This is a genomic window from Rhodoferax sp. GW821-FHT02C08 (assembly GCF_059421805.1).
Map to the genome: position 1 here is coordinate 173,627 of NZ_JBWKVR010000006.1, position 12,740 is coordinate 186,366.

At 63.3% G+C, this 12,740-nt stretch carries 15 protein-coding genes; 14 read left to right on the plus strand and 1 reads right to left on the minus strand.

What is annotated here, in order from left to right; translation table 11 throughout:
* Positions 1-167: 167 nt before the first annotated feature.
* From lepB (AC07VY_RS09750) to lepB (AC07VY_RS09765), 4 genes are read left to right on the plus strand one after another with little or no spacing between them, the layout of a single operon-like run.
* Positions 168-788, plus strand: a complete 621-nt coding sequence (lepB, locus tag AC07VY_RS09750; protein WP_495097257.1) for a signal peptidase I — start codon at positions 168-170, stop codon at positions 786-788.
* A gap of 21 nt (positions 789-809) precedes the next feature.
* Complete coding sequence (locus AC07VY_RS09755) at positions 810-1,385, plus strand: RNA polymerase sigma factor (protein ID WP_495097258.1); 576 nt, start codon at positions 810-812, stop codon at positions 1,383-1,385.
* Positions 1,378-1,635: a hypothetical protein gene (locus AC07VY_RS09760; RefSeq protein ID WP_495097259.1), complete on the plus strand. Its 258-nt coding sequence runs from the start codon at positions 1,378-1,380 to the stop codon at positions 1,633-1,635. The genes AC07VY_RS09755 and AC07VY_RS09760 overlap by 8 nt, the downstream gene beginning before the upstream one ends.
* A gap of 20 nt (positions 1,636-1,655) precedes the next feature.
* On the plus strand, positions 1,656-2,627 hold the full coding sequence (gene lepB / locus AC07VY_RS09765; RefSeq protein ID WP_495097260.1) for a signal peptidase I: 972 nt from the start codon (positions 1,656-1,658) through the stop codon (positions 2,625-2,627).
* A gap of 53 nt (positions 2,628-2,680) precedes the next feature.
* Here lepB (AC07VY_RS09765) and AC07VY_RS09770 read toward each other — a convergent pair whose 3' ends face one another.
* Positions 2,681-3,463, minus strand: a complete 783-nt coding sequence (locus tag AC07VY_RS09770) for an IclR family transcriptional regulator domain-containing protein (RefSeq protein ID WP_495097261.1) — start codon at positions 3,461-3,463, stop codon at positions 2,681-2,683.
* A gap of 143 nt (positions 3,464-3,606) precedes the next feature.
* Here AC07VY_RS09770 and AC07VY_RS09775 point away from each other — a divergent pair, with 143 nt between their 5' ends.
* The 10 genes from AC07VY_RS09775 to AC07VY_RS09820 all read left to right on the plus strand — a co-directional run bounded on the left by AC07VY_RS09775 (position 3,607) and on the right by AC07VY_RS09820 (position 12,680).
* Entirely contained in the window at positions 3,607-4,521 is a 915-nt protein-coding gene (locus tag AC07VY_RS09775) for a shikimate dehydrogenase family protein (RefSeq protein ID WP_495097262.1), read from the plus strand.
* Between the two features lie 57 nt (positions 4,522-4,578).
* Positions 4,579-5,763 (plus strand): ABC transporter substrate-binding protein, encoded by a 1,185-nt coding sequence (locus AC07VY_RS09780; protein WP_495097263.1) that lies wholly within the window; start codon positions 4,579-4,581, stop codon positions 5,761-5,763.
* 108 nt (positions 5,764-5,871) lie between these two features.
* Entirely contained in the window at positions 5,872-6,747 is an 876-nt protein-coding gene (locus AC07VY_RS09785) for a branched-chain amino acid ABC transporter permease (protein WP_495097264.1), read from the plus strand.
* A 2-nt stretch (positions 6,748-6,749) separates the two neighbouring features.
* The gene (locus tag AC07VY_RS09790; protein ID WP_495076674.1) at positions 6,750-7,721 is read left to right on the plus strand and encodes a branched-chain amino acid ABC transporter permease; all 972 of its coding nucleotides are present in this window, start codon (positions 6,750-6,752) and stop codon (positions 7,719-7,721) included.
* Entirely contained in the window at positions 7,718-8,476 is a 759-nt protein-coding gene (locus AC07VY_RS09795; protein ID WP_495097265.1) for an ABC transporter ATP-binding protein, read from the plus strand. Before AC07VY_RS09790 ends, AC07VY_RS09795 begins: the two co-directional genes overlap by 4 nt.
* Positions 8,477-8,478: 2 nt before the next feature.
* Positions 8,479-9,222, plus strand: a complete 744-nt coding sequence (locus AC07VY_RS09800; protein WP_490590131.1) for an ABC transporter ATP-binding protein — start codon at positions 8,479-8,481, stop codon at positions 9,220-9,222.
* 17 nt (positions 9,223-9,239) lie between these two features.
* A complete protein-coding gene (locus tag AC07VY_RS09805) occupies positions 9,240-10,151 on the plus strand; it encodes a VOC family protein (protein WP_495097266.1) in 912 nt (303 codons plus the stop codon).
* A complete protein-coding gene (locus AC07VY_RS09810; RefSeq protein WP_495076677.1) occupies positions 10,148-11,041 on the plus strand; it encodes a sugar phosphate isomerase/epimerase family protein in 894 nt (297 codons plus the stop codon). Before AC07VY_RS09805 ends, AC07VY_RS09810 begins: the two co-directional genes overlap by 4 nt.
* Positions 11,042-11,160: 119 nt before the next feature.
* Positions 11,161-12,015, plus strand: a complete 855-nt coding sequence (locus tag AC07VY_RS09815; RefSeq protein ID WP_495097267.1) for an alpha/beta fold hydrolase — start codon at positions 11,161-11,163, stop codon at positions 12,013-12,015.
* The gene (locus tag AC07VY_RS09820; protein ID WP_495097268.1) at positions 12,012-12,680 is read left to right on the plus strand and encodes a TetR/AcrR family transcriptional regulator; all 669 of its coding nucleotides are present in this window, start codon (positions 12,012-12,014) and stop codon (positions 12,678-12,680) included. Before AC07VY_RS09815 ends, AC07VY_RS09820 begins: the two co-directional genes overlap by 4 nt.
* Positions 12,681-12,740 lie beyond the last annotated feature (60 nt).

Below are 12,740 nucleotides of genomic sequence, written 5' to 3' on the forward strand. Positions count from 1 at the left end.
GACTCTGGCAAGGATGTGGTGGTGCGGATCGGGATGGGCAAGAAGAGCAACATCCTAGACCACCCGAGTCCATGCCGCCACAGACCGCAGGAAGTTATGCAGAGCATCCCTTGGTGTAACCTTTTCCGGCCTGGCCGGTATAAGAGCCACACAACACGAAGGCAACTATGAAACGCTGGCTCCTGAACAACCGTGGCTTCCTGGCATTTGTACTGTGCCTGGGCCTGTTCCGCACCGTCATGGCCGACTGGAACCCCATTCCCTCGGGCTCCATGCGCCCTACCTTGCTGGAAGGCGATGTGGTGCTGGTCAACCGCCTGGCCTACGACCTAAAGCTGCCGCTGAGCGATATCAGCCTGGCCCCTACCGGCCAACCGCAGCGCTTCGACGTAGTGACCTTCAGCTCACCGACGGACGGCGTGCGTCTGATCAAACGCATCGTCGGCCTGCCCGGCGACGTGGTGGAGATGCGCGACGAGGTGCTCTACATCAACGGTGTGGCAGCCAACTACGACCCGCTGCGCTCCAGCGAAGCCCTGAACGGGGTATCCCATAGGCTGCAACTGCTGCCCCAAACTCCCGCCCTGCGCAGTTTCGGTCCGGTCACCGTGCCTCCCGACCAGTACTTCATGCTGGGTGACAACCGCGACAACAGCGCCGACTCGCGCTACATCGGCCCGGTGCCGCGCAAGCTGCTGATCGGCCGGGCCCACCACATCCTGGTGTCGGCCAATATCCTGGACCACTGGCAGCCCCGCCTGGACCGCATCGCCCACGCCGTGCAGTAATCTGCGCCAGCAATCTTGCCCTTGCCCTCCGCTTTGTTGCAACGCATGGCCGCTGGCGATACGCAGGCCTTTGCCGAACTGGTGGATATGTACCAAGGCCCGCTGTTCGGCTTTCTGGGCCGCATGGGCTGCCAGCAGGCACAGGCGGAAGACCTGGCGCAAGAAACCTTCTTGCGCGCCTGGACGCAGCTGCCCCGCTACCAGCCCGATCGCGCCCAGTTCAATACCTGGTTGTTCACGATAGCCCGCAACCTGGCCTGCAACGCACTGCAGAGTGCGGCGCACCGGCAAGAAGCCAGCGGCGAGGCCCTGCCCGAAATCGCCTGCCCCCAGCCCGACCCCGAACACACACTGGACCAGCTGCAGCAAAGCGCTCGCCTGCGGGCCGCACTGCGCCAGCTGCCCCTGGCCGACCGCAGCGCACTGGCCCTGGTGTATGTACAGGACCTGGCCCTGGCCGACGTGGCACGCATAGAAGGCGACAGCCTGGCCGCCATCAAGACCCGCCTGCACCGGGCCAAACAACGGCTGCGCGTCTTGCTGGCCACTGACACGGAGAAGCCCCATGACTCATCCCAGGACCGATCCCATGACTGATACCGATCTGGACACCCTGCTGCAGCGCGAATTGCTGCAGCCACCGCCCGACTTTGCACAGCGCGTGCTGCGGCAACTGCCGCGCCAGACCATGCCTGTGGCACCACCAAAGCAGTACAAGCAGCCCACGCCGTGGTCGCGCCTGCGCTGGCTGCTGGCTGCTACCGGCCTGCTGGGCGGTGGTGTGCTGGGTCTGAGCCAGGCCGGCGGCTTTGTCTTTGGCCTGTGGCTCAGTGCCGCAGCCTTGTAGAACTGTTTGAAGGAGCCCCCATGCCCTCTATCTCCATCACCCCACGCCGCCCACTGGTGGCGGCTCTGGCCTCGCTGGTGTTACCCGGCTTTGGCCAGCTCTACAACGGCGCATTGAACCGTGGCATCTGGCAGTTCCTGGTATTTGCGCTGCTATGCATTCCCGGCGTGGCGCTGGTCGCGCTCTACCTGCCAAGCAGGCTGATGCTGCCCACGCTGCTGCTGGGCTTGGGCCTGACCCTGGCCGTGTGGGCCTACAGCGTGTGGGATGCCTGGCGCGGCGCGCGGCGCCACCCCGGCGGCCCGGCCCTGGCCTGGCAGCAAAGCGGGGTGTATGCGCTGGTGTTCGTGCTGTGCGATTTACTGGCCCTGCCCCTGCTCAGCCTGTACGTGCGCCAGCACCAGGTGGAGCCCTTCTACATTCCATCCGGCAGCATGGAGCCGAGCGTGCGCAGAGGCGACCTGATCTGGGCCGATAAGCGCTACAACTGCCCCGGCTGCCAGCAGGGCGTGCACCGTGGCGACATCGCCGTATTTGCCTACCCCAATGACCGCAGCGTGCGCTACATCAAGCGCGTGATCGGCCTGCCCGGCGACCACATCCAGATCGACGGCCAGCAGATCTGGGTCAACGGCCAGGCCTTGCGGCGTGACCCACCTGCGCCCGGCAGCACCACGGTGACCGAATCCATAGGCCCGCGCCAATGGCAAGTGCAGTGGCAGGCGCCCCCCGCCCTGCCCGCCCCCGCCACGCCCAACCCGGACCTGAACCGTGCCCCACATAGCCCGCAGACCAACGCCGACCTTACCGTGCCCGACGGCCAGGTCTTCGTGCTCGGCGACAACCGGCTGGCCAGCACCGATTCCCGCAGCTTTGGAACCGTGCCCATGCAGGACATTCTGGGTCGAGCCCGGCAGGTATGGTTCTCCATGGACAGCCAGGGCGTGCGCTGGGAGCGCCTGGGCCAGGTTCTGGACCAAGCATCAAAATAGCCTTCAGCGCAGGTATCTTCTGCGCAAGCAGCTACCAATTCAATAGCAAACCATCAAATCAGGTTGCGCATGGCCTGGGCGGTTTCGCGCAGCACCGGCAGCACCCGGGCCACGGCATCCGCGCCCGACTCATGGCCCATGGGCATGGTGACGCTGAGGGCGCCCACGGCATCGCCGTTGCGGTCGCGCAGCGCCACGGCGATGCCGCGGTATTTCAGCTCCAGCTGCTGCTCCGACAAGGCCCAGCCCTGCTGGCGTATTTGCGCCAAGGTGGTCAGCAGCTTGTCCTTGTCGGTGATGGTGTGGGTGGTGTAGGTCTTTAGCTCATGGCTGGCCAGCCACTCCTCCAGTTGCGCGGGCGTGCGCAGAGCCAGCATCTGCATGCCGGCGGCGGTGACCTCGGCCTGCACCCGGCCGCCCAGCACATAGCCGGTGTTCATGGCCCGGGTGGGGCCGTTGCGGGCGATGTAGACGATGTCGTCGCCGTCCAGCACGCTGAGGTAGGCCACCTCCATGGTGCCGGCCGTGATGCGCTGCAAAAACGGCTGCACGATGCGCGGCAGGCGGGCCGACTCCAAATAACTTTGCCCCAGCCGCAGCACCCGCGGCGTCAGCCAGAACAGCTTGCCATCGGTCGCCAGATAACCCAGATGCGACAGCGTCAGCAGATAGCGGCGCGCTGCAGTACGTGTCAGCCCGCAGCGCTGCCCTACCTGGGTGGCGGTCATGCGCGGATGGGCGTCGTCAAACGACTCCATCAGGCCCAGCCCCTTGTCCAGGCCGGCGATCCAGTCGCGGCGGGCCAGCGGGGTCGATGCGTCAGTTTCTGTTGCCATGTGTTAACCCTAGTTACGTTTAATTATCGCACTCATGTGTTCATTAATCGCGCATTTAAGTCCTGCAAGAATTCCGCTGCCCCAGTGGCTACCCTACATTCCACCCCCATCAACGCCCCATTCATGCCCACCCCGATCTGACCATGCCCAACGCCGATATCCGCACCGTCATGCCGACGCTCAACGGCTACACCGATGTGTATTTCATCGTCGGGGATCCGGTGCAGCAGGTGCAGGCGCCCACCACCTTCAACCGCATCTTCAGCCTGCTGGGCATCAACGCGGTACTGGTGCCGGTGCACATTGCGCCGGCGGACCTGCAGGGTTTTGTCAGTTCCGCCTTCAAGGCACCGAACATCAAAGGTGTGTGGGTCACCATTCCGCACAAGACGCCCATGCTGTCCTGGCTGGACAGTTGCAGCGACCTGGCCACCATGGCCGGTGCCGTGAACGCAGTGCGCCGCAATGCAGATGGCCGGCTGGAAGGCGGGCTGTTCGACGGTGAAGGTTTTGTAGCCAGTCTGGACTATTTCCAGATCCGCTACCAGGCCAGCCGAGTGCTGATTCTGGGTGCGGGTGGCGCGGCGGCGGCCATTGCCGCATCGCTCGCCCTGGCCGGAGCCTCGGCCCCGGCAAAAATTGCTTTTTTCGACCCCGCTCCGGGCCGCGCAGCCAGTGCCGCACAGCGCATGGCGGCCATGTCACCGGTGCCCTTGGTGGCGGCGGCCAACAACGACCCTGCGGGCTACGACCTGGTGATCAACGCCACGCCGCTGGGCATGCAGGCCAGCGACCCGCTGCCCTTCGATGTGCGCCGCATAGGGCCGCAAGCGGCACTGGTGGACATCCTGATGAAGAACCAGCCCACGCCGGCCGTGCGTGCCGTGCGCGCCCGCGGCCTGGTGGCCGAACCCGGCTTTGAAATGCTGATCCAGCAAACCCATCGCTATCTGGACTTCTTCGGCTTTCATGCTGCAGCGCAGCACGTACGCCAGGATGCAAATTTTTTGCGCGAACTTATCTACCCAAACGAATTGCTGGATGAAATTCGCCGCTAAATTACCGTAAGCTTTCAACCCACCTCGTTACCCCAACCTCACTCCAGGAGACAGTGCATGCAATCCCAAGTTCAAAAACGATTCGCTCTTAAAGTCATAGCAGCTTGCGCAATTGCAGCCAGCGCTGGCGGCGCATTCGCCCAAGCAACCATCAAGCTGGCGAATATCGTCGAGCTGTCCGGTGGCGGCGCAACGGCAGGCACCAACTTCAAAAACGGCGTGGAGCTGGCCGTCAAGGAAATCAATGCCGATGGCGGCGTGCTGGGCAAGAAATTCGAAACCATCACCACCGACACGCAAAGCAACCCCGGCGTGGCCAAGGGCCTGACCCAAAAAGCCATCGACAACGATGTGTTCGCCATCTTTGGCCCGGTGTTCTCCGGCTCCATCATGGTGAGCATGGCCGAAAGCCGTAAGGCCGAGGTGCCGAACTTCACCGGTGGTGAAGCGGCCTCCATCACCAAGCAGGGCAACCCCTACGTCTTCCGCACCAGCTTCACCCAAGAAACCGCCATGCCCAAGGTGGCGCGCTATATCAACCAAACCGTCAAGGCCAAAACCCTGGCGGTGATCTACGTAAACAACGACTTCGGCAAGGGCGGCCTGGACTCCATCAAAAAAGCCCTGGCCGGCACCGACACCAAGATCGTTGCAGAAATCTCGTCTGACAGCGGCCAGGTGGACTTCACCGCCCCCGTGCTGAAAGCCAAGCAGGCCGACCCAGATGCGCTGTTCGTCTACACCAACGAAGAAGAATCCGCCCGTGCCCTGCGCGAGCTGAAGAAGCAAGGCTGGAGCAAGCCCATCATCGGCGAAACCACCCTGACCGGCCAAAAAGTGATCGACCTGGCAGGTGAATCCGCCAACGGCGCCATCGCCCACGTGGGCCTGACCGTGGATGCGCCCATCCCGTCGATCCGCGCCTTCAGCGCCAAGTTCGAAAAGGCCTACGGCTATGTGTCGGACCACAACGGCATGAAGGGCTATAGCGGCGTGTATGTGTTGAAGGCCGCGATTGAAAAGGTCGGCAAGCTGGACCGCAAGGCCGTGGCTGCCGCGCTGCATGGCCTGAAGGTCACCACCGACAAATACCCAGGCGTGCTGATGAACGTGGAGCTCGACCAGAACGGTGACCTGGACCGCGAAAGCTTCATCGTCCAGGTGAAGAACAACAAGCAAGACGTGATCGCCATCGTGCCACCGCTGAACGCCTCCAACGTCAACGTCAAGACCAAGAAGTAAACGCCCGGCAGACACCCGCGCCAACCCTCTCCCCAGCGCGGGAGAGGGCATCACAAAGTGCCCCACCCACTACCGTGGGTGCGTACAACACCTCCAGGAGCCCCTCCCGTGACCGACTTCCTCCAACTCTTCTTCAGTGGCCTGGCCACCGGAGGCATCTATGCGCTGGCCGCACTCGGCTTCACGCTGCTGTGGCAAGCCGCCGGCACCATCAACTTCGCCCAGGGCGAGTTCGTCATGCTGCCCGCCTTCATGATGCTGGCCTTCATCAACATGGGAGCGCCATTCCTGGTCAGCTTTCTGCTCACCTGCATACTGGCCACCGCCGTCCTCGGCTGGGCCTTCAAACGCGGCATCGTGGACCCGCTGTTCAAGTTCGGCATGATGCCCATCGTGGTGGCCACCATCGGCTTGTCGATTGCCATGCGCAACGGCATGCGTGCCGGCTACAGCGCCGAAGCCCACCCCTTCCCCAGCCTGTTTGCCGACAAGCTGTTCAACATCGCCGGCGTCACCATCACCATGGCTGACATAGGCACCCTGGTACTAGCTCTGCTGCTGGTGTTCGGCACCCAGGCCTTTCTGAATAAGACCATCACCGGCCGCGCCATGCAGGCCGTGGCACAGAACACCGAGAGCGCCAGCGTGCTGGGCATCAATGTGCCGCGCATGATCTTCTACACATTCGCCATCAACGCCATCCTGGCCTGCGCCGCCGCCGTGCTGATCACGCCGACCTACCTCGCCAAGTTCGACATGGGTGAAAGCCTGGGCAACAAGGCCTTCTTCGCGGCCATCATCGGTGGCTTCAACAACTCGCGCGGTGCACTGCTGGGTGGGCTGATCGTCGGCGTCTGCGAAAACCTGGCCGCCGCCTATATCTCGCCGGCCTACAAGGACGCCGTGGCGCTGGTGATTTTCATGGTGGTGATCCTGTTCAAACCCCAAGGCCTGCTGGGCAAAAAAGAAGAACGCAAGGTCTGATCATGAAAAAGAGCACTCTCATTTCCATAGCAGTCGCCGCAGTATTTCTGTGCGTTACGCCGCAATTTCTTAAAAACTACGGAATCTACCTGCTGACCACCTGGCTGATCTTCGTGGTCGCCACCATGGGCTTGAACCTGACCGTGGGTTACGCCGGCCAGAAATCTCTGGGCCACGCCGCCTTCTTCGGCATTGGCGCCTACACCATGGCTCTGCTGCTCAAGGCGGGCTTCAGCTGGTGGCTGGGCATTCCGGCTGCGGCACTGCTGTGCTTTGCAGTAGGCCTGGTGCTGGGCTTCCCGGCATTGCGCGTGCAGACCATCTACCTGGCGTTTGCCACCCTGGGCTTCAACACCGCCGTCTGGCTGGTGATGCGCAACGAGGAATGGCTGACCGGAGGCACCTTCGGTATCAACGATATCGCCCGCCCCGCATTTGCCAACGCCAACCTGAACTACTACTACCTGGTACTGGCCTTTGCCGTAGTGCTGGCACTGCTGCTGTGGGGCCTGCTGCGCTCACCTTGGGGCAAAGCCTTCACCGCGCTGCGCGACAACCCGATCCGGGCGGAAAGCCTGGGCATCAACATCCGCAGCTACACCCTGCTGTCCTTCGCCATCGGCGCGGCCTACGCAGGCATTGCAGGCGCACTGTTCGCCTCGCTGGTGCAGTTCATCGAACCCGCCCCGTTCGCCGTAGGCGCATCGATCATGATGTACCTGATGGTGGTGGTCGGCGGCCCCGGCTACTTCCTCGGCCCCATCGTTGGCGCCGCCGTCGGCGTGGTCGTGCCAGAGTGGCTGCGTGACGTGCCCGGCGTGTCCGACTGGTACCTGCCGCTATTCGGCGCCGCCGTGGTCGTGCTGATGGTTTGGCTGCCCGACGGGCTGCTGAGCCTGCCTGACCGCCTGAAGGCCAAGAAACAATCCAAAGAAGCCAGCGCCGCACGTGCTGCCGCAGGAGCCAAACCATGAGCCAGTCCCTGTTAAAAGTCACCGACCTGAAGAAGGCCTACGGCGCCATCCAGGCCGTGGGCGGTGTCAGCTTCGAAGTCCAGCCCGGCGAAATCTTCGGCGTCATCGGCCCCAATGGTTCGGGCAAGACCACGCTGTTCAACAGCATGCTGGGCCAGATCACGCCCGACACCGGCAAGATCGAACTCAACGGCGAAGACGTGACCCATTGCGGCCCGCTGGAGCTGAACCGCAAGGGCGTGGGCCGCACCTTCCAGACGCTGCAGGTGTTTGGCAAGATGAGCGTGCGCGACAACCTGATCGTGGCCGCCCAAGAGCACCAAGGTAGCATGTTCAGCCGAATGTTCGCGCCCGGTGACTCGGGCCTGGGCGGCAAGGCCGATGCCTTGATCAAGCGCTTCCGCATCGAGCACGTAGCCGACAAAAAGGCCGGCGAACTCAGCTACGGCCAGCAAAAGCTGGTCGACATCGCCATGGCCTTCATGAGCGAGCCCGACCTGGTGCTGCTGGACGAACCCTGCGCCGGCGTGAACCCCAGCCTGGTGGGTGGCATATCCACGCTGCTGAAAGACCTGAACCGCAACCCTGCCAGCGGCAAGAAAAGCAGCTTCGTGGTTATCGAACACAACATGGACTTTGTGATGGACCTGTGCCACCGCATCATGGTGATGGTCGAAGGCAAGGTCATGGCCATCGGCACACCGGCGGAAATCCGTGGCAACAAGCAGGTGCTGGACGCCTACCTCGGAGCATAAAAATGAGCGATATTTGCATTGAATTCGACGACGTGGTGGCCGGGTACAAGGACTTTATGATCCTGAACAACCTGAGCTTCAAGGCCAAGACCGGCTCCATCACCCTGCTGCTGGGCCCCAATGGCGCCGGCAAGTCCACGGTGCTGAAGACCTTGTTCGGCCTGCTCAAGCCCCGCCAGGGCACGATCAAGCTGCATGGCGAAAGCATTGGCGGCGCGACGCAAAAGGAACTGCTGGCCAAGGGCATCGCCTTCGTGCCGCAGGGCCGCAACCTGTTCGGCCAGCTGACGGTGTGGCAAAACCTGGAACTGGGTGGCATCACCATCGGCAAGGAGCTGACGCACGCGCGCATCCCCGAGGTGCTGGAGTTCTTCCCCCGCGTCAAGCAGCGCATGAACAGCATGGCCTCGGCCCTGTCGGGCGGCGAGCAGAAGCAGCTGGAGATCGGCCGCGCCCTGCTGCTGCGCCCCAAGGTGATCCTGATTGACGAGCCCAGCATCGGCCTGAGCCCCATGGTGGTGGGCGATGTGTTCAAGCTGCTGCGCAAGCTGGCCGACCAGGGCACAACCGTGCTGATGGTGGAACAAAACGTGAAAAGCGCGCTCAAAATTTCGGACGAAGCCATCGCACTCGAATCCGGCCGCCTGGTGCTGCAAAAGCCGGCATCCGAATTGCTTGCCGATCCGAACATTGAACGACTATTCTTGGGTGGGGCGCACGCAGCGCCTGCGCCAGCCGCTATTTAATCAGGAGCAACCTAGCTATGAGTGACTTACTCGTCAACGACAGCCGCGAGCCGCTGCAGGCCTCTTTCAGTGACGCAGCCAACCCCCTGGGGCTGGACGGAATCGAGTTCGTCGAATACTCCACGCCCAAGCCCCAGGCCCTGGGCCAGGTACTGGAAATGATGGGCTTCAAGCCCGTGGCGCGGCACCGCTCGCGCGAGATCCAGCTGTACCGCCAGGGCGGGCTGAACATCGTGGTCAACGGCCACCCCAGTGATGCCCAGGGCGCCGGCCATGGCAGCGAATCGCCCACTATCTCGGCGGTGGCCCTGCGGGTGCGCGATGCCCGTGCCGCCTACCACTATGTGCTGGAGCGCGGCGCCTGGGAGGTACCCACCCACGCCGAGGTGATGGAGCTGAACATCCCCGCCATCCACGGCGCGGGTGGCAGCCGCATCTACTTTGTGGACCGCTACAACGAGTTCTCCATCTACGACGTGGACTTCATCCCAATCCCTTCGGTAGACCAGCACCCCGCAGCCACCGCCGGCCTGCATTTCTTCGGCGTGGTGCAGTACATCGGCCCAGAGCGCAGCTACGACTGGATCGAGTTCTACAACGCGCTGTTCGGCCTGGAGCTGATCCCCGACGAACAACGCTTCGGCATCATGCCCAAGGGCAAGCTGCTGCGCAGCCCCGCGCTGTCCGAAGGCAGCAGCTTCATGCTGCAGCTGATCGAGCCTGAGGTGAACGTGATCGACGTGGACGAACGCCTGCAGCGCATCGGCCTGGGTGTGCCGGATGTACTGGCCGCCGTGGCCGCACTGCGCAAGCTGGGCGTGGAGTTTGTGGAAACCCAGGCGGCCCACACCGAAAGCCGTGGCGCCATCACCAAGACCTATCTGGGTTCCGTAGTATTCGAACTCGTGCACAGCGAGAAAGCAGCATGAAAGCCCACGCCATCCAAGGCTTCGGCATGGACACCATTACCCTGGCCGGGCCTTTGCGCGCCAAGCTCAAGGCCATGGTGGATGCCGGCTTCACGCAAGTGATGCTGAAGGCCAACGACATCGTCGGCCACCCCGACGGCATGGAAGCCGCGGTGGCCGAGGTCAAGGCCAGCGGCCTGCGCGGCACCGGATTCCAGGTGCTGCGTGACTTCGAGGGCCTGAGCGGCCACCTGCACGACTACAAGATCGACATCGCCAAGGCCATGCTGCAGATGTGCGCCGCGCTGGACTGCAAGGTGCTGCTGGCCTGCTCGTCCACCTCGGCCCACGCCACACAGGATCTGGACCACATCGCCAAAGACCTGCGCAAGCTGGCTATGCTGGCCGTACCCTACGGCATACGCATCGCATTCGAAGGCCTGTCCTGGGGACGCACCATCAACGAGTTCACCACCGCCTGGGACGTGGTCTGCCGCGCCGACTGCCCCAACCTGGGCATAGGCATAGACTCGTACCACATCCTCGCCGCCAAGACGCCACTGGACGAGATCGACTACCTGGACCCTTCCAAGATCTTCCTGGTGCAGCTGGCCGACTTCATGTGGCAAGAGACCCGCACCTTTGAAGAACGCATGACCACCGCCCGCACCTTCCGCGTGTTCCCCGGCGAGGGCGTGCACAGCGAACAGCTGGTGGACCTGGTGCTGCGGCTCGACAAGCTGGGCTACCGAGGCGACTACAGCTTCGAAGTCTTCAATGACGACTACGTCAACATGCCCCTGCCCATGGTGGCGGCCCGCGCCCGTAAGAGCGCACTGTGGCTGAGCGAAGACGTGCTGCGCCGCTCCACGCCGCTGCCCAACGACATGCGGCTGAAGCAGCGCAACTGAGACCTTCAAAACTTAGGTACAAAACAGCGGCTGGCGCAGATAGCATCTACGCCAGCCGCTTCTTTTTGTATAGCAGAACTTACCCATATACTGCGCACGCTCTGCATCCCCCAACTCCCATGCCCACACCCGCCATCACCTCGCTGCGCAGCCACGCCACCCGCCACCTCACCCCTTGCGGCGACGGCCATACCGTCTGGCACCAATGGGGGCCGGCCGAAAGCGGCCAACGCCCGCTGCTGCTCTTGCACGGCGGCAGCGGCAGCTGGACGCACTGGGTGCGCAATCTGCAGGCATTGGTAGATATGGGCCGCCAGGTTTGGGTGCCGGACCTGCCCGGCTTTGGCGACTCTGCCCTGCCCCCGGACGGCATGGACGCCGACGTGATCGCCGCACCGCTGGAAGCCGGCCTGCAGCAGCTGCTGGGCGCGCAGCCGATGGACGTGGTGGGCTTTTCATTCGGCGGCATGGTGGGCAGTTTTCTGGCCGCCGACTACCCTGCGCGGGTGGCACGCCTGGTGGTGGTGGGCGCCGTCGGCCTGGGCCTGGTTCCGCGCAATACCGTCAAGCTCAAGGGCTGGCGGCATCTACAGGCCGAGGACGCGCGCGACGCCATCCACCGCTTCAACCTGGCCGCACTCATGCTGCACCAGCCAGAGGCCATAGACGCCGACACGCTGGCCCTGCACAAGGCCAATGTACAGCGCGACCGCCTGCCCGCGCGCCGGCTGTCCAACACCGATGTGCTGAAGCAAAACCTGCTGCGCGTGGCATGCCCCGTGTCGGCCATCTATGGCCGCGAGGATGCACTGTACGTAGGCCATCAGGACTTGCTGCAAACCAGCTTGCAAACCCTGCCGCACTTTCAGCAATTCGCGTGGATAGACCAGGCCGGGCACTGGGTGCAGTACGAACGCGCCGAGGCCTTCAACACCGCCCTGCTGCAGCTGCTGCCTCCTATACTGGGGGAATGAACGAACCCGTACATTCGCCCAGCAAGGCCAAGGATGCACGCCCCCCGTCGCGCACCAACAACCCAGACCGCACGCGCGAAAACATCATTGAGGTCGCCACCCGCGAGTTCTCCGAAAAAGGCCTGGCCGGCGCCCGCGTGGACGTGATCGCCGACACCACGCACACCAGCAAGCGCATGATCTACTACTACTTCGGTAGCAAGGAAGGCCTGTACATCGCGGTACTGGAGGCCGCCTACAGCCGCATCCGGCAAATAGAGTCCGAGCTGCACCTGGAAGACCTGGAGCCCGAATTAGCCCTGCGCACCCTGGTGGCCTTCACGGTGGACTACCACTACGCCAACCCCGCGTTCGTACGCCTGGTGATGAGCGAAAACATGCAGCGCGGCGAGTTCCTGGCGCAAAGCACCAGCATCCAGCAGCGCAACGAACCCGCCATCGAAGCCATCACCGCCGTTTACCAGCGCGGTGTGGCGGCCGGCGTATTCCGCAGTGGCCTGGACCCGGTGGACCTGCACATGTCGATCAGCGGTCTGAGCTTTTTCAACGTGGCCAACAGCCACACTTTTGCACTGATCTTCCAGCACACACTGGACAGCCCGGACGCCATGCGCCAGCGCTGCGCCAATGTGGTGGAAATGGTGCTGCGCTACGTAAAGGCCTGAGCCCGGCGGGCCTGGTCAGGCCCAACCATTGCGCCGTTGCATGGCGATGCTGAAGATCCA